Raw genomic sequence first — 21,311 nt, 5'->3', positions numbered from 1 at the left:
TTTGTAATTTTGTAAACGCAATAAAAATTTTCACTCTATGAATAAATGTGAACAGTGTATCGTGAGGCAATTTAGTTCGTTAAAAGCGTTGAATAAAGACGAACTTTTAAGAATGGCCGAATGCAAAACTTCCTACACCATAAAAAAAGGCGAACCTATTTTTGAAGAAGGCGAAGTTACCAATGGAATTTATTGCATCAAAGACGGCGTTTGTAAGCTTTCTAAACTTAGCGACAACGGGAAAGACCAAATTGTAAAATTGGTTAAACCAGGCGAATTATTAGGGCAACGTTCGATGATTAGTGACGAACCTGCGAATTTAAGTGCTGTTGCTTTAGAAGATATGGAAGTTTGTTTTATTCCGAGAAGTGAAGTGATGCAGTTTTTTACGCAAAACAACCAGTTTTCGATGAATGTGATGAAAACGATTTGCGAAGACTTAAAAGGAGCCGACGATCACATGGTAAACATGGCACAGAAAACCGTTCGCCAACGTTTAGCCGAAACTTTAATTTACTTAGAAGATACTTTTGGTAAAAACGAAGACGGCACTTTACGCATCCAATTATCAAGAGAAGAATTAGCGGGAATGATTGGAACTGCTACTGAAAGTTGTATTCGATTGCTCTCTGAATTAAATAAATCAGAATATATTGAGTTGATTGGAAAGAAAATCAAACTTTTAGATAAAAATAAATTAAAACGATTAACATAAGAGAATCCGCTGAAAAGCGGATTTTTTGTTGGGTGAAATTGTAAGATTTTTTTAGTATATTTGAAGAGAGATACTTTGAACAATCTAATCGCATCACTAGCTTAGAATCTCAAAATTCAATACTCGAAATGAATAAATTCAAAATATTTACAAAGACAAAGAAAAATTACTTTACAAAAGTAGACATATTGCTTGCACTAATGTCTTTACTTATATTGATTTATTGGACTATTTCATCATTAACAGACGAAAGTCAATTAACTTTTTTTAAAGAATTAATATTGGGATGTGTTGTTATTACAATATTTATTTTATTTCTACTGAAACTGACATCTTTTTTGAGAAAAAAACCAATTATTGGAAAGTTTGATGGTTACCTAGAATTATATAGTGACAAAATAATAGCAGGTAATAAGACATTTTTAATAGATTCAATAAAGAAAATAGAAATCAACGCAGGTGATTATAATGGTCAATTAGAAATATCTGGATATGTTGATCCAGATGGTAGCGTTAAAAACGGAACAACTAATTTCATTGAAATAATTCTTCATAATAATGAAAAATTTAAATATAACTTTCAACAAGATTTTGAACACAACATCTTAAATATTAAGGATACATTAATTGAATACTCTAAACAAGGTAAATTACACTTTTTAAATTTAATCGATATTCTGAACATTACAGATTATAAAGAAATTCAAGAATTCAAAAAAAACTTCATTCAATAGAGGCAACTTTTGCCAAATCTAATAGTACTGAATCATATTCATTCACAAAAAAATCCGCTTTTCAGCGGATTTCTTTTTATTCTGTTGATCCTTCCCAATTAGAAAAACCACCTACTAAGTTAAAAGTGTTTTCAAAACCTAATTGTTCCATGGCTTTACAAGCGTTGGCACTACGTACTCCAGCGGCACAATACACATAATAGTTTTTCGATTTGTCTAACTCCTCTACTCTATAGATAAAACCTTGTCCTTTATAGATATCAATATTAATCGCTCCTGGAATATAACCTGCGTTAAATTCGTCTTCGGTACGAACATCTAATATAACGCCGTTTTCATCTTGCGAAAACTGGCTCCACCACGTATTTTGATCTAAGTTTGTCATTGTACTTTTTTTCCAAAAGTACTATCAAAAAATGCAATTTTAAAACTTTAACAAAAATTTATCAAACATTTGTACATACAAATAAAATATTTACTACATTTGTACATACAAATTTTACAACATCAAATGAGAATAGAAGAAATCATAAAACCTAATACTCCTATGGCAATGGAGAAGAAAACATTATTGAATGTTTTGTATACTCAAAATGTCATTTCGGAAAAGTTTAATGAGATATTAAAGCCATTTGACCTTTCCCCTGAACAATTTAACGTGTTACGCATCTTAAGAGGTCAGAAAGGAAAGCCTGCTAATATGTGTATGATACAAGAACGCATGATTGCGAAAACCAGTAACACCACACGTTTAGTTGACAAATTGTTATTAAAAGAATTAGTGCTTAGAGAAGTTTGCCCAATCAATCGCCGTAAGATGGAGATTACTATTACGGAGAAAGGTTTGGAACTTTTACTACAATTGGATCCTTTAGTAGAAGCTCATGAGCAATCTTTTTCTAAGAATTTGAGTGTTGCAGAATTAGAATTATTAAACGAATTGCTTGAAAAATTTAGAAATTAAAACCCTAAAATTACTATGACAAATTTTATAGAAAATCAGAAATGGCGTTATGCTACTAAAAAATTCGATGCTAACAAAAAAGTATCAGCATCAGATTTAGAAACTTTAAAAGAAGCTATCCAATTAAGTACTTCTTCTTATGGTTTACAGTTATACAAAGTATTCATCATCGAAAATCCTGAAGTAAGAGCGCAATTACAACCTGTTTCTTGGGGACAATCGCAGATTGTTGACGCTTCTCACCTATTAGTTTTTGCTAACATTGTAGATGTTAAAGAAAATGATATTGATGCTTATGTTCAAAACATTGCAGATACAAGAGGTTTATCAGTTGAAGATTTAAAAGGATATTCAGACTTTATGAAATCGAAAATTGTTCCTTTACCAGTGGAACAAAAAGCAGTTTGGACTTCAAAACAAACGTATTTAGCTTTAGGAAATCTTTTAAATGCTGCTGCAGAATTAAAAATCGACGTTACTCCAATGGAAGGTTTTGAACCAGAAAAATACAATGAAATTTTAGGATTAAATGCATTAGGATTAAACGCTTCATTAGTAGCAGCTGTAGGATACCGTCATGAAGAAGATGCAACGCAACACTATGCAAAAGTTAGAAAACCAAAACAAGAATTATTTACTACTATTTAATTATAACCATTAACATTTAAAACAATTTTAAACATGAAAAATTTCAAATCAATCGCTTTAGCTCTTGTAGCTTTTGTATCATTCGCAGTAAATGCACAATCAAAAAAAGTTGATGTAAATAAAAGTACTATCAATTGGGTAGGTAAAAAAGTAACAGGTGCTCACGAAGGAACAATTACTTTCAAAGAAGGCGCTTTAGTTTTCAAAGGTAAAAAAGTAGTAAACGGAAACTTTACTGTTGATATGACAACTATCAATACTACAGATTTAGACGGAAAAGGAAAAACAAATTTAGATGGACACTTAAAATCAGATGATTTCTTTGGTGTTGAAAAATTCCCAACAGCTACTTTAGTTTTCAAAACTATTGGTGAAAAAGGTAAAGGAGTTTATGCGGTAACTGCAGATTTAACTATCAAAGGAAAAACAGAACCTATTAAATTTGACTTAACTGTTGCTGGAAATACTGCTACAACTGATTTAAAAGTAGATAGAACAAAATACGGAATTCAATATGGTTCTGGAAGCTTCTTTGACAACTTAGGAGACAAAACAATCAACGACGAATTCGAATTAAAAGTGAAATTAGTATTCTAATTGAACTGGGAAACTTTGCTATGAAAAACAAAAAAAGCCTTGAAGAAATTCAAGGCTTTTTTATTATACATTTTAAAACAATTATTTAGACCATTCTGCAATGCTATCTTTATTCATTTTTTCATAATCCCCATTTCCTGCTTTCACAGATAATGCTAATGATTCTTTTGCAGTTGAAATAGCTCCTTTTTTGTCTCCCATTTTAGCTTGGATTAAAGATTTTAATCTCAAATACCAAAAAGGTACGTCTCTATCCTTTGGTGAATTACTAATAGCAGAATTTACCCAAGTTAAAGCTTTATTTAAATCGCCATTAGATTGATAAAAATATTGTGCAGAAGAAAAATAATCTGCCGCAGATGGACCTGCTAACGTTTTTTCAATACTTTTCATTGCCATATCTTGTGTAGGAACAGAAAATGGAATAGATACCATTGTTCTCTCCCAAGATAATTCAATTACACCTGTATCATTTGTTAAATTGTTTAAAAAGATTGAAAATGATTCAATTGATTTGTTTAAAGTTTCTGGTTTAACTGTAACTTTCAAAGCCACTTTTGAATCATCCCAATTTTCAGGTAATCCCCAATTATTAGTGTCTGTATAAAAAATTACATCCCAACTATCTGCCTTTGGAGTTGTAAATAAAGCATACTTACCTTTCTTAAGGTCTTTACCTGCCACTTTTACATCTTCACTAAAAGAAATCGTGGTATTTGCATTTGCACCAGTTCTCCACATTTTTCCAAAAGGAACTAAATCTCCATAAACGGTTCTTCCTTTTGCACTTGGTCTAGAATACTCAACTTGAACTGTAGTCAATCCAACAACTTGTTCAACTTTTGCTAACGGACTCGATTGAGGTGTTTTTACTTGTGCCTCAACCATGAAATTGGCTAATACTACAGCCAACATTACAATAATTTTTCTCATAGGTTATGTTTTTGAATTTCAAATTTACAAATTGTATTAGAATCAAATGTTAATATAAACTTAAATGAATAATTTTTGTTTAATTAATAATAAAAAAGATTAAACAAATTTATATCTTTACAAAAAAAATAATATGAAAATATATAGATTACATACCAAACAAAATCTTCCGATAAGCTTAGATGAAGCATGGAACTTGTTATCTGATCCAAAAAATCTTCAGAAAATTACACCAGACTACATGGGATTTAAAATTCTTTCAGGAGCAGACAGACCAATGTTTCCAGGACAAATCATTCAATATATAGTTACGCCAGTTTTAGGAATTCCAACGAAATGGGTTACAGAAATTACTCATGTGGTGGATAAACAGTATTTTGTAGACGAACAACGTTTTGGACCTTATGCGCTTTGGCATCACAAACATTTCATCAAAGAAATTCCTGGTGGTGTTGAAATGGAAGATATTGTAGATTATAAGGTACCTATGGGAATTTTGGGTCAATTGGTTCATCCAATATTAGTAAAACCCAAATTAGATGAAATTTTCGAATATCGAAGAAAAAAATTAATCGAAATGTTTGGTGAATTTAAAGGATAATATCATGAAAAACATACTATTAATAGGCGGTTCCTACGGAATAGGATTAGCCATAGCACAAGAAATCCAAAACGAAAACAATGTTTTTGTCGCTTCTAGAACCAATGAAAATTTATCAGGTTTAAATGTGACACACATTCCATTTGATGCATATACTGATATTTTAGATACATCAAAATTACCTGCAGTTATTGATGGTTTAGTTTATTGTCCTGGAAGCATTAATTTAAGACCTTTCAAAGGATTAAAACCTGAAGCTTTTGAAACTGATTTACAAATTAATTTCATAAGTTTGATTAAAGTAATTAAAGCCGTTTTACCAAATTTAACTGCCGGAGAACAATCGAGTATTGTACTTTTTAGTAGTGTAGCTGCTTCTATGGGAATGCCATTTCATACCAGTGTTGCCGCAGCAAAAGGAGCAATTGAAGGTTTTGCAAAAGCATTAGCCGCAGAATATGCGCCAAAAATTAGAGTAAACGTAATTGCACCATCATTAACGGATACACCTTTAGCTGATAAATTCTTGAATAATGAAACAAAACAAGAAAAATCAGCAGAGCGCCATCCCTTAAAACGATTTGGAAAACCAGAAGACAGCGCGCAAATGGCAACCTTTTTATTAAGCGATAAAAGCAGTTGGATTTCGGGACAAATTTTCCACGTTGATGGCGGAATGTCAACATTATTAGTAAACGGATAAAAAATTAAAAAACAACTTCAAGTTCAAACTCAAAAATCAAACTTGAAACTTGAAACCTGAAACAAAAAAATATGAACATCTTTTGGTTTAGACGCGATTTAAGAGTAGATGACAACATTGGACTTTTTCATGCTTTAAATAGTGATGAAGAAGTGCTACCTATTTTTATTTTTGATGAAAACATTCTGTCGCAATTACCAAAAAATGATGCGCGAGTAACCTTTATTCACGAACAATTAGAAAAGATTCAATCGGAATTGAAGAAATACGGAAAATCATTAGCAGTTTTTCATGGCAAACCAATTGAAATTTTCGAAAAACTAATTGCAGAAAATACAATTTCATCAGTTTACACCAATCACGATTATGAACCTTACGCTCGCAAACGTGATAAGGGAATGAATCAACTTTTTGTAAGTAGAGGAATTTCGTTTTTAACCTCAAAAGACCAAGTAATTTTCGAAAAAAGCGAAGTGGTTAAAGATGATGGAAGTCCGTATGTAGTGTATACGCCTTATTCGAAAAAATGGAAAGAAAATTTCAAGAAAATTAAATTATTTCATTATCCATCGGAAGAAAAATTGGATAGAATTGCGCAGCACTCCTACCCTTTTTTATCGTTGGCTGAAATTGGTTTTGAAAAATCGGAAATTAAAGTTACGCCTTTTGATGTTTCTGAAAGTTTAATTCAGAATTACGAAGTAACTCGAAATTTTCCTGCTTTAAACAAAACTTCTTATTTGGGAATTTATATACGTTTTGGAGCGGTTTCTATCCGAAAAATGATAGGGAAAGCTATCGCTGAAAAGAACGAAACCTTTTGGAATGAATTGATTTGGCGCGAATTTTTCATGCAAATTTTATGGCATTTTCCGCATACATCTAACAAAAGTTTCAAGGAAAAATATGACGCTATTCAATGGGAAAATAATGAAGAAAAATTCAAAAAATGGTGTCAAGGAAAAACAGGTTACCCTTTTGTTGATGCTGGAATGCGTGAATTGAATAAAACGGGTCACATGCATAACCGCGTTCGTATGATTGTAGCTAGTTTTCTATGTAAGCACTTATTAATAGATTGGCGTTGGGGCGAAGCCTATTTTGCTCAAAACCTTTTGGATTACGAAATGGCGAGTAACGTTGGAAATTGGCAATGGGCTGCAGGTTCTGGAGTCGATGCCGCACCTTATTTCCGAATTTTCAACCCAACAGAACAAATCAAGAAGTTTGATAAAGACTTAAAATACATCAAAAAATGGATTCCTGAATTGGAAACTCAATATTATCCCAAACCAATCGTAGACCACAAAGAAGCACGAGAAAAATGTCTTAAAGTTTATAAAGAAGCGGTTGGATAAAATAGCGTTGCCCTGAACACTATAAAACTATTAAAATGAAAATTGTTTGGTTCAAGAGAGATTTGCGTTTGCACGATCATGAAGCCTTACATGAAGCCTTATCGACTTCGGGGAAGACTTTATTGCTTTATATTTTCGAACCATCGTTGATGAAAGATTATCATTACAGTCAACGTCATTTTGATTTTATAAAACAATCCTTAGAAGCATTACAGAAAGAACTTTTAAAATATCACACGCAAATCTTAATTGTTCAAGGCGAAGCAGTTGCAGTTTTTGAAAAACTATCCCAACTCATTGCTATCACTACTATTTACTCACATCAAGAAACTGGAATTAAATTAACTTTTGATAGGGATTTAGCTGTTGCTAAATTATTGAAAAACAAAGGTATTATTTGGAACGAATACATCACTAACGGTGTTATTCGAGGCATTAAAAACCGAAAAACTTGGAAAGAAGATTGGTATGATTTTATGGACAAAAATTGTCTTCCGTTTCAACCTACACCAAGAAGTTTTATCAAATATATTGAAATTGAAGAATTAGAAAATCATTTCGAAATTCCATCAATTCAAACGATTCACAATCCCAATTTCCAGAAAGGTGGCGTTCCAACGGCTTTACGCTACATGAAATCATTTTTTGAAGAACGCGTTCAAAATTACAGCAGTCACATTTCAAAACCTGAACTGGCTAGAAAAGGCTGTAGTCGTTTATCGCCTTATATTGCTTGGGGAAATTTATCTATTCGACAAGTGTATACCAAAGCTTGGGAATTGCATCAGCAAGGGAAATTCAAACGTCAGATTTCCAATTTTGCTTCTCGATTGCGTTGGCAGGCGCATTTTATCCAAAAGTTTGAAATGGAATGTTCGATGGAATTTATCGCTGTAAACAAAGGCTATCGCAATTTGAATCAAAGAGTTAATGAAAAATACCATAAGGCTTGGATAAACGGAAAAACGGGTGTACCGCTAGTTGACGCTTGTATGCGTTGTTTAAATACCACTGGCTATTTGAATTTTAGAATGCGCGCTTTGGTGGTTTCGTTTTACACGCATCATTTGTTTCAACCTTGGCAAAATTGCAGCCCGCATTTGGCACAACAATTCTTAGATTTTGAACCTGGAATCCATTATCCGCAAATTCAAATGCAAGCTGGTGTGACTGGAATTAATACGTTACGAGTTTATAATCCCGTAAAAAATTCGTTCGAACATGATGAAGATGGAAATTTCATTAAAAAATGGGTTCCTGAATTAGCGAATATTCCAGCAGAATTTATTCACGAACCTTGGAAATTAACTCCAATTGAATCTATGTTGTATGGATTTGAATTGGGAAGAGATTATCCAAATCCCATTGTGAATTTGGAAGAAGCCAGAAAGTTCTCAAGTGATTTCTTTTGGTCGATGCGAAAAAATGAATCGGTTAAAAAAGATAGTAAGCGCATTTTAGCTAAACATACGCTGCACGATCAAGAAATGAGTTAATTCAAATCTCGAACTTTCTCAAAATTTAATTCGTTGAAATTTCGAATAATGATATTGGCTTTTGACAAATCTTGGTCTTTAGAATGAAAACTATCGTAACCCACGCAGAAAATTCCTGCTGAAACTGCGGCTTGAATTCCGTTTGTACTATCTTCAATTACAATGCAATTTTCTTTTGAAGCAATTGATAAACTCGCGGCATGTTCAAAAATTGCCGGATGCGGTTTCGACTTCGGAAAATCTTCACCTGAAACAATATGTGTAAAATATTGATGCAAGTTAAAACGAATAAACACTCTATTAATCGTAACCTTTGAAGCTGAAGAAGCTACAATAAGCTGAATTCCGTTTGCATGTAAATCTTTGATTAAATCTTCTACTCCATCAATCAAATACAAATCTTCTTTCAAATCGAAAGCTTCATTAAATAAATGGCGTTTTCTTAAAATTAAATCTTCTACATCTTCTTGTAAATCGAACTGTGTTTTTAATTTCTGGAAAATATTACGAGTGGAATTACCTGTAAACGAACGATACATTTCATCTGAAACTTCGATGTTTAATTCATTAAAATGTTGGTAATACGCAAAATGATGTACCGGTTCGGTATCTACAATTACGCCATCCATGTCAAAAATTACTGTTTGTATCATTGGTTTAATCAAAAAAATTAAAAACACGAATTTCACGAATTATCACGAATTATTCTATGTTTGCTTAATAAAGTGAAACGTTCGAAGTTTTTCAACAATTAAAACTCTTCTATTGTGTCTATGTGTTTTAAAAAATTAGAATTCAAATTCTCTGCCATCATCAGCTAAAAGTACATTTTCAAAAATAGTTTCTGCTTCGGTTTTAAAAGGTTCGATAGAACCGTAACGTGTAGAATAATGTCCTAAAATTAAATTTTTAGCATTAGCTAATTTTGCGATTTTAGCCGCCTCTTTTGCTGTACAATGCTTTGTTTTTTCAGTATATTGTTGTTCTGAATCTAGAAAAGTAGATTCATGATATAAAACATCTACGTCTTTTATAATTGGAACTATTGATTCATCATACAACGTATCGCTACAAAAAGCATAACTCATCGGAGCGTCTGGTGGAAACGAAAGCAATTTATTAGGAATTACTTCACCTGAATCCAAAGTTACATTCCCTCCGGATTTAATTTTATCGAAATACACTTTTTCAATTTTATATTTCGCAACAGCTTCCACATTCAAATGGCGTTTTCCTAACTTTTCTTGAAACAAAAATCCGTTGGTATATACTCGATGATTTAGTGGAATCGTTTTTACAATTACCGTTTCGTCTTCAAAAATCACTTCACTTTCTTTGGATTCTAACTCATGGAAATATAAATTGTAACCTGTAAACGAACCCGAAGCTCGTAATTGCAATAAAATAATTTCCTTGATTCCTTTTGGACCATAAACGTGTAAATCATTTTCGCGATTTAACAACATAAATGTTGAAATTAAACCGATTAATCCATAAAAATGATCGCCATGTAAATGCGAAATAAAAATATGATTAATGCGAGAAAACTTGATTTTATGCTTGCGCAATTGCACTTGCGTTCCTTCACCACAATCGATTAAAAACATATGATTTTTTATGTCTAAAACTTGTGAGGTGGGATTCGTTATGGTTCGTGGAGTGGCTGCGTAACAACCGAGTATTTGTAGTTTCAAGGTTAAAAAGTTTCAGGTTTCAAGTTTCAGGTTTCAAGTTTTTCTTCCAACTTCCATCACCCAGCATCCATCATTAAAATCCTAAATCGCGTTCAATTTCGTCCATTTCAATCATGTCGTGAGCTTCTAAAACAGAAGGAACCACGTTTAAATAATTGGGAACTTTATTAAAATCAACTTCATCAGAAACAATAATCATTGATTTTTTAGCTTTTTTATGAGTTTTTGCCAACTCTTTAAAATGAGCTAAATCAGCATTAGAAAGGGTTTTATTATTCGACACATCCAAAATTAAATTCTGACCTTGAAACACATGATATTCATTGGTAATTTTACCCACAAAAGCTTCCGCATTATTCTGTGTGTCTTTGATGATAGTGGTATGCCCTTTTTGATCTACTTTCATTTTGGTTGGGATTTTTTATTTGGCTTAGAATTTATTATGTAACTCTCACCTAATTCAATTGCTCTTATATATTGTTCTTTAAGAAAATCATTTTCAATTTCGTCAAAAATTAATACTTTTTCATCAATACAATTTCCAAGTTTCCAATTATAATCTTTAACCGATTTTTCTGCTATAAATTTTGCTTCTTTGAAAGTTTTACAATTTATTAAACATTCAATATTTGAGTTTATATCTTCATATTCAGAAAAATCATCATGAATTTTTATTTCAAATTTTAAATACTTCATTTCAACCATTTCAATTGAATTTCTGATTTTATGCTAAGATACTAATTTTTAATCTTACTTGCCAATAAATAAATCACTGCCATTCGTACCGCAACTCCATTTTCTACTTGTTCCAAAATCACTGATTGTTGTGAATCAGCAACATCTGAAGTAATCTCCACTCCTCTGTTAATTGGTCCAGGATGCATGATTACGATTTCTTTATTCAGCGAATCTAATAATTCTTTGGTTACGCCGTATTGTTGCGTGTATTCTCTTGTCGTAGGGAAATAACTTACATCTAAACGTTCGTTTTGAACACGTAACATATTCGCTACATCTGCCCATTCTAAAGCTTTACGTAAATTCGGTTCAACCGTAACTCCAAGTGATTCAATGTATTTTGGAATTAACGTTTTTGGTCCGCATACTTTTACTTCTGCGCCTTGCATTTGGAGAGCGAAGATATTGGATAAGGCTACTCTTGAGTGTAAAATATCACCTACGATTACGATTTTCTTTCCGCCAACATCGCCTAATTTTTCACGAATCGTAAAACTATCTAATAAAGCTTGTGTTGGATGTTCGTGAGCGCCATCTCCAGCATTTACAACACTTGCTCCAATATTTTGCGACAAGAAATGAGCTGCTCCTGGGCTGCTATGACGCATTACCACCATATCTACTTTCATCGATAATATGTTGTTAACTGTATCAATTAAAGTTTCTCCTTTTTTAACCGAAGATTGTGCTGCTGAAAAACTAATCACATCTGCTGAAAGTCGCTTTTGAGCTAATTCGAAGGATAATTTAGTTCTCGTACTGTTTTCAAAGAAAATGTTAGCGATGGTAACATCTCGCAAAGACGGTACTTTTTTAATTGGCCGATTGATAACTTCTTTGAAATGGTCAGCCGTTTCGAAAATTAAATCGATATCTTGTTTGGTAATGTGTTTTATTCCGATTAAATGATTTACTGATAATTCTTTCATTTATATGTAGTTGTGTTTGTTGTTGCTGGGTGTTAGTTGATTGATGATGGATGAAAAACTTATTTTGTGATTAGGTAAACGGCATCTTCTCCATCGTTTTCAAGCCATTTTACTAATACTTTTTCATTGTTTATGGCATCTACTTGTCTTCCTCTATAATCGGGTTGAATTGGTAAATGACGGCTGAATCTTCTGTCAATTAACGTTAAAAGTTCTACTTCTGATGGTCTTCCAAAGGATTGAATCGCTGTTAAAGCGGCATTTATACTTCTTCCTGTATATAAAACATCGTCAATGAAGACTACTTTTTTATCTTCTACTAAAAAATCAATTTGGGTTTTATTGGCTTCTAATGATTTTTCGCCTCTTCTAAAATCATCACGAAAGAACGTAATGTCCAAAAATCCCAATTGAATGTTAGAAACTTTGTATTCTGATTCTAAAATTTGTTTGATTCTTTCGGCTAAAAATTTACCTCTTGGTTGTAAACCGATTAAGATTGTATTTGAGAAATCTAAATGATTTTCAATTAGTTGACAAGCTAATCGATGCAAGATAATGTGTACTTCTTTTGAAGTGAGCAAAACTTTTTGACTCATAGTGTGTTGTTTGTACAAATTTAGAATTTATATTTCTAATAGCAATTGTAATCTAAAAAAAAGAGAAAATTCATGCTTAACTAAAATGTTATTTGCCACGGATTTTATGGATTTAAAAGGATTACAATTAGAAAAAATCTGTGATAATTAGTTAAATCAGTGGCTTCTATCTAAAAAAAATCCCGTTACTAAAAACAGCAACGGGATTGATATTAAGAATACATTTTCTTTCTTAACTCTTTGATTTTGTCATCTTCTAAATATTCGTCAAATGTCATGTATCTGTCGATGGCGCCATTTGGTGTTAATTCTAAGATTCTGTTTCCTACGGTTTGCGCAAATTCGTGGTCATGCGTAGTAAACAATACCGAACCTTTGAAATTATTTAATGAATTGTTAAAAGCTGTAATCGATTCTAAGTCTAAGTGATTCGTTGGTTCGTCTAACATTAAAACATTAGCTCTAATCATCATCATTCTTGATAACATACAACGTACTTTTTCTCCTCCAGATAAGACGTTACATTTTTTCAACGCTTCTTCTCCTGAGAAAATCATTTTCCCTAAGAATCCACGAACATAAACTTCATCGCGCTCTTCTTCTGTTTTTGCCCATTGGCGTAACCAATCCACTAAATTTAAATCTACTCCATCAAAAAATTCGTGATTTTCAACTGGTAAGTACGATTGTGTTGTGGTAATTCCCCAATCAAATGTTCCTGCATCTGGAGTCATTTTATTGTTTAAGATTTCGTAAAAAGCAGTTGTTGCTCTTGAGTCTTTAGAGAAAACTACAATTTTATCGCCTTTAGCCATGTTTAAATCTACATTTTTAAACAATGTTTCTCCATCAACTGAAGCGGCTAAATCTTGTACATTTAAAATTTGATCTCCAGCTTCTCTTTCGGTTTCGAAAATAATTGCTGGATATCTTCTGCTTGAAGGTTTAATCTCGTCTAAATTTAATTTTTCAATCATTTTTTTACGAGAAGTAGCTTGTTTCGATTTTGCCACATTCGCACTAAAACGACGAATAAATTCTTCTAATTCCGCTTTTTTCTCTTCAGCTTTCTTATTCTGTTGTGCTTTTTGACGAGCCGCTAATTGCGAAGATTCGTACCAAAACGTATAATTTCCAGAATAATGTGTAATTTTTCCGAAATCGATATCAGAAACGTGTGTACAAACCGCATCTAAAAAGTGACGGTCATGCGAAACCACTAAAACCGTATTTTCATAATTCGCTAAGAAATTCTCTAACCAACCAATGGTTTCAAAATCCAAGTCGTTGGTAGGCTCATCCATAATCAACACATCTGGATTTCCGAATAAAGCTTGCGCTAATAACACACGAACTTTTAGTTTTCCATCCAAATCAGCCATTAAAGTATAGTGATGTTCAGCACCAATTTCTAAATTAGATAGCATAGTTGCGGCATCGCTCTCTGCATTCCAACCGTTCATTTCGTCAAACTGCAATTGCAATTCTCCAATTCTGTTGGCGTTTTCATCTGTATAATCGGCATACAAAGCATCCATTTCTGTTTTAATAGCATGCAATACTTTATTTCCCATTAAAACTGTTTCTAAAACAGTGTGCTCGTCAAATAAATTGTGATTTTGGTTTAAAACCGACATACGTTTTCCTGGCTCAAGAATTACTCTACCAGACGTTGGTTCCATTTCACCTGCAATAATTTTCATGAAGGTAGATTTCCCCGCACCATTGGCTCCAATGATTCCGTAGCAGTTACCTTGTGTGAACGTTGTATTTACTTCATCGAATAAAATTCGTTTCCCAAATTGAACCGATAAATTTGAAACTGTTAACATTTTTGTATTTTTTTATAAAACTGTTGCAAAAGTACTAAAAATAGTAGATTTTTGAACACAATAATTTAGAATTAATATAGGTTTATTTTAACTGTACATTAACAACAAGATTTGAATATAACTGATACATTTGTTCAGAATTAATAATCAAGTACATGATTAAAAATTACATAAAATACTTTTTACCCCTATCTATCGTCCTTTTCTCTACTTTAACTTCTTGTAAAAGAGTCTTTAAGGAAGATGATTATGTTTCGTATTTTGGAGGAGAAATCTTAAATCCTCAAGAGAAATATATATTGTTTTTAAAAGATGATGAAGTTATTGATACGATTTATTTGGATAAAAATAATCGTTTCATGCACAAATTTGATTCGTTAGCTCCTGGTTTATATACTTTTAAGCATAATCCTGAATATCAATATGTTTATTTTGACAAGAACGATAGTTTAATGGTTCGTGTAAATACGTTTGACTTTGATAATTCAGTTGTCTTTTGTGGTCGTGGTGATGAAAAGAATAATTTCTTAATGGAATTGTATCTTAAAAACGAAGCTGACAAAGATAAAATGTATGACAATTTTGATAAAGACGTAAAAAGTTTTATCAAGAATATCGATTCTAGTTTCGCTATTCGTAAATCTTTTTATTTAAAACGCAAAGCAGAAATTGGTTGGGATGAAAATTTTGATGTAGTTGCGAAAGCTTGTCTAGATTTTCATCATATTACCAAAAAAGAAATTTATCCGTATGCTCATCAATTTAGAACAGGTGAAAATATCAGAACAAAATTACCTTCTAACTACTATGAACATCGAAAAGATGTTGATTTTGAAAATGCCCTTTTAACCAATTATTCTCCTTTTATTAAATATGTAAGCGTAATGTTAAACAATGTTGCCTTACAAAAAGATCATCTTGATTTAAATGAGAATTCATTAGAAAACAATATTGAGAAATTAAATATTACTGATACTTTAATCAAAAATCAGAAGGTTAAAAATGTGGTATTAAACAATGTAGCAATGATGTACTTGTTAGAAGATCAAAACATGTACAACAACCAAAAATTTATTGAACGCTACTTACAATTAACTACTGACAAGGAAAACAAAAAAGAAATTACAGAGATTTACAATTCCGTTCAGAATTTAAAAGTAGGTAATCGTTTACCTAAAATTGAATTGGTAGATACTGTTTATAAACCGTTAGACATAAATACTGTTATTAACAAACCAACCGTTTTATTCTTTTGGACGAGTCATGCTGAATCGCATTTTGCAGCTTCTCATAGAAAAGTAATGGAATTACAGGCAAAATATCCAGATTATGAATTTATTGCTATCAATGTAAATGATAATGTCGCTAATTGGAAAAACGCATTAAAAAAATACAATTTTGAAGGCGTAAAAGAATTACACGCTGTTGATTTTGAAACAATAAGAAAACAATGGGTCATCACAAAAATTCACAGAATTATCATCTTAAATGCAGATGGAACTATTAAAAATGGATTTGCGAATTTGTTTGACGTGAATTTTGAACAGAATTTGAAATAAAATTAGTATTGTTTTTTGGATAACCATTACTAATTAAAAAAGCGTTCTAATTTAGAACGCTTTTTGCTTTTTATATTCTTCAGAAATTATTTATTCCCTTTTTCGTAATCTGCAATAAACTGAGCAATTCCGATATCTGTTAATGGATGTTTTAATAATCCAGTGATTGAAGATAAAGGTCCAGTCATAACATCAGCACCAATTTTAGCACAGTTAATTACGTGCATGGTGTGACGTACAGAAGCCGCTAAAATTTGTGTTTCAAATCCGTAGTTATCATAAATTTGACGAATTTCATCAATTAAATTTAAACCATCTGTAGAAACATCATCTAATCTTCCTAAAAAAGGAGAACAATAAGTTGCTCCCGCTTTTGCAGCTAATAAAGCTTGTCCAGCAGAGAAAATTAACGTTACATTGGTTTTAATTCCTTTATCAGAGAAATATTTACAAGCTTTAACGCCTTCTTTAGTCATTGGTAATTTCACTACGATTTGTTCGTGCAAGTCAGCTAACTCCTCACCTTCTCTAATCATACCCTCCAAATCCATTGCATTTACTTCTGCACTTACATCACCGTCAACAATATTACAAATGTCTACGTAATGTTTTAGGATATTGTTTTTTCCTGTAATGCCTTCTTTGGCCATTAACGATGGGTTTGTAGTAACACCATCTAAAATTCCTAATTCTTGTGCTTCTTTAATTTGCTCTAAATTAGCTGTGTCAATAAAAAATTTCATCTTTTTTAAATTTTAAAGTATTGTGTGTTGTTTTGAAATGCAAAAGTACGAATAAAAAATTCCAAATTCAAGGGCAAGGACAAGTTCAAAATCAAATTCAAAATAAGGTGAAATTTAATTCTTCAAATTCAATTTCATCATGATGTCAATTTGTTCGTCATCTCCCAATTTGAAAATATGTTTGTCAAATTCAACAAAACCATTTTTCTTATAAAAACTAATTGCACGCGGATTTTCTTCCCAAACACCTAACCAAACATAATCAGCGTTTTTCTGCTTAGCAACTTCAATAGCTTTATCGTACAACAATTGTCCTACACTTTTACCATGAAATTCTTTAGAAACATAAATTCGTTCAATTTCTAAAGCTTTATTATCCTTTAATTCGGTTTGAGATTCGCCAAAATTAAGTTTCAAATAACCAATTACTTCCGCATCAAAAACAGCAAAATAAAATTCTGCATTTGTATCGGTAAGTTCGGTGGTTAATTTTTCTATTGAGAAGCCTTCATTCAAATATTTTTGCATATTTTCTTCTGAATTACTTTCCGAGAATGTTTCAAAAAAAGTTTGTCTTCCTATTTTTTGAAGTTTTTCAATATCTTGTAATTCGGCTTTCGCGATTGAGATATTTTGCATGATTAAATATTTTATAAGGACAATATTAATTTAGAAGCTGAAACGAGTTAAGCTTTACAACACCTTTCACCCATAACCTTTTACCAATCTACAACTTATAATGATTCATCAACATTTTTTCATAAACTGTATCAGGCAAAATACGTTTTAAAACAATAGAAAACTTTTGCATGAATGCCCCAACTTTATAATGTACTTTTGGTTTATCGGTTTGAATGATTGCAAAAATTGCTTCTGCCATTTCGTTTGGATTACTACCGCTGTCAACGTGTGAATCCATTTCTTTTAAAGTGTTTCCGTAAGGAACTTCGTAAGCCGAACCTTTAACAACCGGAGCATGATAACGTCCTGCTGCAATATTAGTAGCAAAATCGCCTGGAGCTACATTCGTAATTTGGATTCCGAAGGATTTTACTTCCATTCGTAAAGCTTCGGTAATTAATTCTAAAGCACCTTTTGAAGCCGAGTAAATCCCACGATAAGGTAATCCCATATAACCAGCAATAGAGGTAATATTAATAATTAAACCCGATTTTTGTTCTCGCATTTGAGGTAAAACCGCTTTCATCACTTCAATTGGTCCAAATAAATTCGTTTCGAAATTGTTTCGGATTTCTTCTGTTGGAATTTCTTCGATTGGACCTGTAATTCCTACTCCAGCATTATTAATTACAATATCCAATCGTCCTGATTTCTGGATAACTTCGGCAACGCAATTTACAATACTTTGCTTGTTGCGAACATCCAAAGCTACTAATGGAAATATCGAATTCGTGATTTTTTCAGGATTTCGACTTGTACCATATACGACAAAACCTTTTTGATGTAAAAACTCGCCAATTGATTTTCCAATTCCTGATGAACCACCTGTAATTAATACTACTTTACTCATTTTAGTGTGAATTATAGTGCGAAAATACGGCTTTATATTATTTCAAGGAAATTCCTAACCCAACTTTCTCCGAAAGCAGCACTTTTCCTTTTTCGATGGTGCTTCCAAAAGCGATGTCGTTAGCAATTAAATTCGCACCATCTAAATCTACATAATCCACTAACGGAACTAAAACGGCTCCGGCTGAAATTCCTACGGTAGATTCGGTCATGCAACCTATCATGATTTTGAAATCGTTTGCTCTTGCTTCTCTAATTAGTTGTAAAGCTGGAGTTAATCCGCCTGTTTTGACTAATTTGATATTGATGGTTTTATAATGTGATTTTAAATCGGAAAGTTTAGTTTTTTCTTGGCAATCTTCATCGGCCATCCAATTGGCAAATTTAGAAGCATTCAAATGGGAATAATTTGAAATTCCGATTTTCATGGGTTGTTCAATATAAGTAAATTGAACTGATGCAGGATTCTCTTCTAATTGCTGACATTCGGAAATAGAGAAACTTCCGTTCGCATCTAAAGCGATTTCTTTTTCGCAGTTCAATAATAAATCCAACGCTTTTTCATCGAAGTGATTCCACTTGACTTTGAATTTATTCCAATCGGATTTTGCTATTTTTTGCAGTTGTTCTTCAATTGGCGCTACACTTATCGTGATGGAAGATTCTGGTAATTGTTTTATTTCAATCGAATTTAATTCTAAGAAACTTTTGTTTTCTAACTTCCCAAATAAATCCCAATACGCACAATCTAAAGCCGAACGCAAAAAAGAATGCAATTGTAAACTTTCTAAAAAAGCATAAAATTCGGAAGGATAATTTATGGATTGTTTTTCGATTAGAGCTTGAATTTCGGCTAATTTTTGAGTGAAATCGTTTAAATTAATTCCGTAGTAATCAATCGCTGTACATTCGCCAAAACCTGTTTTACCGTTTTTGGAAAGCGAAACAATTAAGGCTTCTCTGAACGAGTAACTTCCATAACTAATTGAAAACGTTTCTTTTAGTTGTAAGCGAACAATTTGCCAAGTGATGTGCATAGGAATTAGAATTGGTGTAAAAATAAAAATCCCGAACAATCGGGACCACAATTCAAAAGAAATAAAAAATGGCAAGCGACCTACATCGCACCGCTACAACCACATACCTTTGCTGTGTTCCCACCCTGGAGGAGTCTGCAGGAGCTGGTCGTGTAGGACTTGCCGGTGCAAATATACAACCTTTTTATATTTTTGCAAGGCAATTGTGAGTATAAAAAATCATTGTATATTTACCTTATTAAATATTTCAACCATGTTAAAAGTTAAGCTATTCGCTTTCATTGTTTTAGGTGTAATTTCTACCTCATGTAAAGATGATGAAAATACATTAAAAAATTTATTTTCGATTGAAAATCCTACCATAAAACCGATTCTTAAGCTTGAAGAAAGCATTGATTTGGTCTTACAAAACAAAGAAAACAAAACAATTGATTCTGTTGTTTACTACATTAACGAAGTTAAAATTGGTTCGGTAAAAGGAAACGAGAAATTACCTTTCGCCTTGAACAATCAGAAACTAGGAAACCAAACCATTAAAGCTTTAGTTTATTTTGAAGGACAAAATATTGATATTACTTCTGGATTTTCAATTTATGCAAGTGCTGAACCAAAAATTTTGAATTATAAAATTGTGAACACCTATCCTCACGATATCAATGCATATACGCAAGGATTTGAATTTTATAATGGTGTTTTATTAGAAGGAACAGGACAATATAAAGAATCGACTTTAAGAAAAACCGATTATAAAACCGGAAAAGTTACCGAACAAATTAAATTAGAAGACAAATATTTTGGTGAAGGAATTACAGTTTTAAAAGACAAAATCTATCAATTGACTTGGAAAGAAAAAACGGGTTTTGTGTATGATGCAAAAACTTTCAAATTAGAAAAAACATTTTCATTTGAAACCGAAGGTTGGGGAATTACTAATGATGGCGAAAAATTATATATGAGTGATGGATCAGAAAGAATCTACATTTTAAATCCAGAAACTTTTAAAGTTGAAGATTTTATTAATGTTTATACCAATGGTGCAAAGATTGAAGCCGTAAATGAAATGGAATGGATTAATGGAAAAATTTGGGCAAACATTTATCAGAAAGATGCTATTGCGGTGATTAATCCAAAAACAGGAGCTGTAGAGAACGTAATCAATTGTCATGATTTAAGAAGCAAAGTAACACAACACCAAGAATTAGATGCGTTTAATGGAATTGCTTATAATTCTGCTACGAAAACGTATTTTGTAACAGGTAAAAATTGGGATAAAACATTTGAGATAACAGTTGAATAATTTTATACAAAAAACACAAAAAAAGCCTCATTTCTGAGGCTTTTTTACTTTTAAATTTTATTGGTAATAACATCTAACCATTTTTTAGCAATTCTAAACTCTTCTCCGATGATGAAATTTTTAGCATCGGCATGAAAGAAAACTAAATGAATTTCTTTGTGGTTACTTAAGGTTAAATGCAATGCCAATTTGTTGATTTCATGATTGTTTTTTGGGACGTTTCCATGTTTGTCGAATTGAACTAAGGTACATTTTTTAACTTCTTTCAAATTAACAACTTCATTAATTTGAGCTTCTTCTCCTTTTCTAAAGAAAGCTATCATATCGCCTTTTAATCCAATTCCTGAATTGTTTGCCCAAAAATCGGTATCTGTGAACTTGGCGTTTTTATCGGACGATAATTCGTTTAACGTGTTTAATAATTGATTTTTTCTTTTTCTAACGTTATTATTGATGATGAAAATAGGAATAATGATTAATGAAAAAAATACGATTCCTATAATAGTGTTGGTAATGTCCATTTTGAATTTATTTTAAATTAAGTGTATAATAAGACTTCCCAAGTATACTATTTACAAGGGATTAACAAAACTTAAAATAAATT

At 31.9% G+C, this 21,311-nt stretch carries 25 protein-coding genes and 1 other RNA gene; 11 read left to right on the top strand and 15 right to left on the bottom strand.

What is annotated here, in order from left to right:
- The first annotated feature begins 37 nt into the window (after positions 1-37).
- Together B0I03_RS09130 and B0I03_RS09125 are read left to right on the top strand one after the other, a co-directional pair.
- Positions 38-715: a Crp/Fnr family transcriptional regulator gene (locus tag B0I03_RS09130; RefSeq protein WP_111567132.1), complete on the top strand. Its 678-nt coding sequence runs from the start codon at positions 38-40 to the stop codon at positions 713-715.
- Between the two features lie 128 nt (positions 716-843).
- Positions 844-1,449, top strand: coding sequence for a hypothetical protein (locus B0I03_RS09125; protein WP_111567131.1), 606 nt, complete (start codon positions 844-846; stop codon positions 1,447-1,449).
- 76 nt (positions 1,450-1,525) lie between these two features.
- Here the strand turns inward: B0I03_RS09125 and B0I03_RS09120 are convergent, their stop codons facing one another.
- Positions 1,526-1,834, bottom strand: a complete 309-nt coding sequence (locus B0I03_RS09120) for a rhodanese-like domain-containing protein (protein WP_111567130.1) — start codon at positions 1,832-1,834, stop codon at positions 1,526-1,528.
- Positions 1,835-1,960: 126 nt separating this feature from the next.
- Here B0I03_RS09120 and B0I03_RS09115 point away from each other — a divergent pair, with 126 nt between their 5' ends.
- From B0I03_RS09115 to B0I03_RS09105, 3 genes are read left to right on the top strand one after another with little or no spacing between them, the layout of a single operon-like run.
- On the top strand, positions 1,961-2,413 hold the full coding sequence (locus B0I03_RS09115) for a MarR family winged helix-turn-helix transcriptional regulator (protein ID WP_111567129.1): 453 nt from the start codon (positions 1,961-1,963) through the stop codon (positions 2,411-2,413).
- A 15-nt stretch (positions 2,414-2,428) separates the two neighbouring features.
- The gene (locus tag B0I03_RS09110) at positions 2,429-3,061 is read left to right on the top strand and encodes an NAD(P)H-dependent oxidoreductase (protein ID WP_111567128.1); all 633 of its coding nucleotides are present in this window, start codon (positions 2,429-2,431) and stop codon (positions 3,059-3,061) included.
- A gap of 33 nt (positions 3,062-3,094) precedes the next feature.
- Entirely contained in the window at positions 3,095-3,658 is a 564-nt protein-coding gene (locus tag B0I03_RS09105) for a YceI family protein (protein ID WP_111567127.1), read from the top strand.
- 81 nt (positions 3,659-3,739) lie between these two features.
- On the opposite strand, the gene B0I03_RS09100 is transcribed toward B0I03_RS09105, so the two are convergent.
- A complete protein-coding gene (locus tag B0I03_RS09100) occupies positions 3,740-4,591 on the bottom strand; it encodes a DUF2911 domain-containing protein (RefSeq protein WP_111567126.1) in 852 nt (283 codons plus the stop codon).
- 133 nt (positions 4,592-4,724) lie between these two features.
- On the opposite strand from B0I03_RS09100, the gene B0I03_RS09095 reads away from it, so the two are divergent.
- The 4 genes from B0I03_RS09095 (at position 4,725) to B0I03_RS09080 (ending at position 8,749) form a co-directional block, all read left to right on the top strand.
- A complete protein-coding gene (locus tag B0I03_RS09095; RefSeq protein WP_111567125.1) occupies positions 4,725-5,192 on the top strand; it encodes an SRPBCC family protein in 468 nt (155 codons plus the stop codon).
- 4 nt (positions 5,193-5,196) lie between these two features.
- Complete coding sequence (locus tag B0I03_RS09090) at positions 5,197-5,895, top strand: SDR family NAD(P)-dependent oxidoreductase (protein ID WP_111567280.1); 699 nt, start codon at positions 5,197-5,199, stop codon at positions 5,893-5,895.
- A 71-nt stretch (positions 5,896-5,966) separates the two neighbouring features.
- Complete coding sequence (locus tag B0I03_RS09085; protein WP_111567124.1) at positions 5,967-7,253, top strand: cryptochrome/photolyase family protein; 1,287 nt, start codon at positions 5,967-5,969, stop codon at positions 7,251-7,253.
- A gap of 35 nt (positions 7,254-7,288) precedes the next feature.
- Positions 7,289-8,749 carry a cryptochrome/deoxyribodipyrimidine photo-lyase family protein gene (locus tag B0I03_RS09080; RefSeq protein ID WP_111567123.1) on the top strand — a complete coding sequence of 487 codons (1,461 nt, stop codon included), beginning with the start codon at positions 7,289-7,291 and terminating at the stop codon, positions 8,747-8,749.
- Here B0I03_RS09080 and B0I03_RS09075 read toward each other — a convergent pair.
- From B0I03_RS09075 to B0I03_RS09045, 7 genes are all read right to left on the bottom strand, one after another.
- On the bottom strand, positions 8,746-9,402 hold the full coding sequence (locus B0I03_RS09075) for an HAD family hydrolase (protein WP_111567122.1): 657 nt from the start codon (positions 9,400-9,402) through the stop codon (positions 8,746-8,748). The two genes, B0I03_RS09080 and B0I03_RS09075, sit on opposite strands and share 4 nt — an antisense overlap.
- A gap of 135 nt (positions 9,403-9,537) precedes the next feature.
- Complete coding sequence (locus B0I03_RS09070; protein WP_111567121.1) at positions 9,538-10,443, bottom strand: ribonuclease Z; 906 nt, start codon at positions 10,441-10,443, stop codon at positions 9,538-9,540.
- Positions 10,444-10,516: 73 nt separating this feature from the next.
- Positions 10,517-10,849 carry a ribonuclease Z gene (locus B0I03_RS09065; RefSeq protein ID WP_111567120.1) on the bottom strand — a complete coding sequence of 111 codons (333 nt, stop codon included), beginning with the start codon at positions 10,847-10,849 and terminating at the stop codon, positions 10,517-10,519.
- Positions 10,846-11,139, bottom strand: coding sequence for a hypothetical protein (locus B0I03_RS09060; RefSeq protein ID WP_146603286.1), 294 nt, complete (start codon positions 11,137-11,139; stop codon positions 10,846-10,848). Before B0I03_RS09060 ends, B0I03_RS09065 begins: the two co-directional genes overlap by 4 nt.
- Positions 11,140-11,180: 41 nt before the next feature.
- Entirely contained in the window at positions 11,181-12,110 is a 930-nt protein-coding gene (locus B0I03_RS09055) for an aspartate carbamoyltransferase catalytic subunit (protein WP_111567118.1), read from the bottom strand.
- Positions 12,111-12,169: 59 nt separating this feature from the next.
- The gene (gene pyrR, locus B0I03_RS09050; protein ID WP_111567117.1) at positions 12,170-12,709 is read right to left on the bottom strand and encodes a bifunctional pyr operon transcriptional regulator/uracil phosphoribosyltransferase PyrR; all 540 of its coding nucleotides are present in this window, start codon (positions 12,707-12,709) and stop codon (positions 12,170-12,172) included.
- A 212-nt stretch (positions 12,710-12,921) separates the two neighbouring features.
- A complete protein-coding gene (locus B0I03_RS09045; RefSeq protein ID WP_111567116.1) occupies positions 12,922-14,541 on the bottom strand; it encodes an ABC-F family ATP-binding cassette domain-containing protein in 1,620 nt (539 codons plus the stop codon).
- Between the two features lie 155 nt (positions 14,542-14,696).
- On the opposite strand from B0I03_RS09045, the gene B0I03_RS09040 reads away from it, so the two are divergent.
- The gene (locus B0I03_RS09040; protein WP_111567115.1) at positions 14,697-16,100 is read left to right on the top strand and encodes a TlpA family protein disulfide reductase; all 1,404 of its coding nucleotides are present in this window, start codon (positions 14,697-14,699) and stop codon (positions 16,098-16,100) included.
- 86 nt (positions 16,101-16,186) lie between these two features.
- On the opposite strand, the gene fsa is transcribed toward B0I03_RS09040, so the two are convergent.
- From fsa to ffs, 5 genes are all read right to left on the bottom strand, one after another.
- A complete protein-coding gene (fsa, locus tag B0I03_RS09035; RefSeq protein WP_026726663.1) occupies positions 16,187-16,843 on the bottom strand; it encodes a fructose-6-phosphate aldolase in 657 nt (218 codons plus the stop codon).
- A gap of 114 nt (positions 16,844-16,957) precedes the next feature.
- A complete protein-coding gene (locus B0I03_RS09030) occupies positions 16,958-17,482 on the bottom strand; it encodes a GNAT family N-acetyltransferase (protein WP_111567114.1) in 525 nt (174 codons plus the stop codon).
- 88 nt (positions 17,483-17,570) lie between these two features.
- Positions 17,571-18,374: an SDR family oxidoreductase gene (locus tag B0I03_RS09025; RefSeq protein ID WP_111567113.1), complete on the bottom strand. Its 804-nt coding sequence runs from the start codon at positions 18,372-18,374 to the stop codon at positions 17,571-17,573.
- Positions 18,375-18,411: 37 nt separating this feature from the next.
- A complete protein-coding gene (locus B0I03_RS09020; RefSeq protein WP_111567112.1) occupies positions 18,412-19,410 on the bottom strand; it encodes an enolase C-terminal domain-like protein in 999 nt (332 codons plus the stop codon).
- 67 nt (positions 19,411-19,477) lie between these two features.
- Positions 19,478-19,575, bottom strand: an RNA gene (gene ffs / locus B0I03_RS09015) — signal recognition particle sRNA small type.
- A gap of 88 nt (positions 19,576-19,663) precedes the next feature.
- On the opposite strand from ffs, the gene B0I03_RS09010 reads away from it, so the two are divergent.
- Positions 19,664-20,707 (top strand): glutaminyl-peptide cyclotransferase, encoded by a 1,044-nt coding sequence (locus tag B0I03_RS09010; RefSeq protein ID WP_111567111.1) that lies wholly within the window; start codon positions 19,664-19,666, stop codon positions 20,705-20,707.
- A 50-nt stretch (positions 20,708-20,757) separates the two neighbouring features.
- Here the strand turns inward: B0I03_RS09010 and B0I03_RS09005 are convergent, their stop codons facing one another.
- Entirely contained in the window at positions 20,758-21,228 is a 471-nt protein-coding gene (locus tag B0I03_RS09005; RefSeq protein WP_111567110.1) for a hypothetical protein, read from the bottom strand.
- Between the last annotated feature and the right edge of the window lie 83 nt (positions 21,229-21,311).

It is taken from the genome of Flavobacterium aquaticum, from assembly GCF_003259835.1.
Taxonomy (GTDB): Bacteria; Bacteroidota; Bacteroidia; order Flavobacteriales; family Flavobacteriaceae; genus Flavobacterium; species Flavobacterium aquaticum.
This window is presented reverse-complemented; position numbering and strand designations above follow the sequence as displayed.

Excerpts from the sequence above, each read along its gene's own strand:
- B0I03_RS09130 (WP_111567132.1), top strand. The coding sequence starts at position 38 with ATGAATAAATGTGAACAGTGTATCGTGAGGCAATTTAGTTCGTTAAAA.
- B0I03_RS09125 (WP_111567131.1), top strand. The coding sequence starts at position 844 with ATGAATAAATTCAAAATATTTACAAAGACAAAGAAAAATTACTTTACA.
- B0I03_RS09120 (WP_111567130.1), bottom strand. The coding sequence starts at position 1,834 with ATGACAAACTTAGATCAAAATACGTGGTGGAGCCAGTTTTCGCAAGAT.
- B0I03_RS09115 (WP_111567129.1), top strand. The coding sequence starts at position 1,961 with ATGAGAATAGAAGAAATCATAAAACCTAATACTCCTATGGCAATGGAG.
- B0I03_RS09110 (WP_111567128.1), top strand. The coding sequence starts at position 2,429 with ATGACAAATTTTATAGAAAATCAGAAATGGCGTTATGCTACTAAAAAA.
- B0I03_RS09105 (WP_111567127.1), top strand. The coding sequence starts at position 3,095 with ATGAAAAATTTCAAATCAATCGCTTTAGCTCTTGTAGCTTTTGTATCA.
- B0I03_RS09100 (WP_111567126.1), bottom strand. The coding sequence starts at position 4,591 with ATGAGAAAAATTATTGTAATGTTGGCTGTAGTATTAGCCAATTTCATG.
- B0I03_RS09095 (WP_111567125.1), top strand. The coding sequence starts at position 4,725 with ATGAAAATATATAGATTACATACCAAACAAAATCTTCCGATAAGCTTA.
- B0I03_RS09090 (WP_111567280.1), top strand. The coding sequence starts at position 5,197 with ATGAAAAACATACTATTAATAGGCGGTTCCTACGGAATAGGATTAGCC.
- B0I03_RS09085 (WP_111567124.1), top strand. The coding sequence starts at position 5,967 with ATGAACATCTTTTGGTTTAGACGCGATTTAAGAGTAGATGACAACATT.
- B0I03_RS09080 (WP_111567123.1), top strand. The coding sequence starts at position 7,289 with ATGAAAATTGTTTGGTTCAAGAGAGATTTGCGTTTGCACGATCATGAA.
- B0I03_RS09075 (WP_111567122.1), bottom strand. The coding sequence starts at position 9,402 with ATGATACAAACAGTAATTTTTGACATGGATGGCGTAATTGTAGATACC.
- B0I03_RS09065 (WP_111567120.1), bottom strand. The coding sequence starts at position 10,849 with ATGAAAGTAGATCAAAAAGGGCATACCACTATCATCAAAGACACACAG.
- B0I03_RS09060 (WP_146603286.1), bottom strand. The coding sequence starts at position 11,139 with ATGAAGTATTTAAAATTTGAAATAAAAATTCATGATGATTTTTCTGAA.
- B0I03_RS09055 (WP_111567118.1), bottom strand. The coding sequence starts at position 12,110 with ATGAAAGAATTATCAGTAAATCATTTAATCGGAATAAAACACATTACC.
- pyrR (WP_111567117.1), bottom strand. The coding sequence starts at position 12,709 with ATGAGTCAAAAAGTTTTGCTCACTTCAAAAGAAGTACACATTATCTTG.
- B0I03_RS09045 (WP_111567116.1), bottom strand. The coding sequence starts at position 14,541 with ATGTTAACAGTTTCAAATTTATCGGTTCAATTTGGGAAACGAATTTTA.
- B0I03_RS09040 (WP_111567115.1), top strand. The coding sequence starts at position 14,697 with ATGATTAAAAATTACATAAAATACTTTTTACCCCTATCTATCGTCCTT.
- fsa (WP_026726663.1), bottom strand. The coding sequence starts at position 16,843 with ATGAAATTTTTTATTGACACAGCTAATTTAGAGCAAATTAAAGAAGCA.
- B0I03_RS09030 (WP_111567114.1), bottom strand. The coding sequence starts at position 17,482 with ATGCAAAATATCTCAATCGCGAAAGCCGAATTACAAGATATTGAAAAA.
- B0I03_RS09025 (WP_111567113.1), bottom strand. The coding sequence starts at position 18,374 with ATGAGTAAAGTAGTATTAATTACAGGTGGTTCATCAGGAATTGGAAAA.
- B0I03_RS09020 (WP_111567112.1), bottom strand. The coding sequence starts at position 19,410 with ATGCACATCACTTGGCAAATTGTTCGCTTACAACTAAAAGAAACGTTT.
- B0I03_RS09010 (WP_111567111.1), top strand. The coding sequence starts at position 19,664 with ATGTTAAAAGTTAAGCTATTCGCTTTCATTGTTTTAGGTGTAATTTCT.
- B0I03_RS09005 (WP_111567110.1), bottom strand. The coding sequence starts at position 21,228 with ATGGACATTACCAACACTATTATAGGAATCGTATTTTTTTCATTAATC.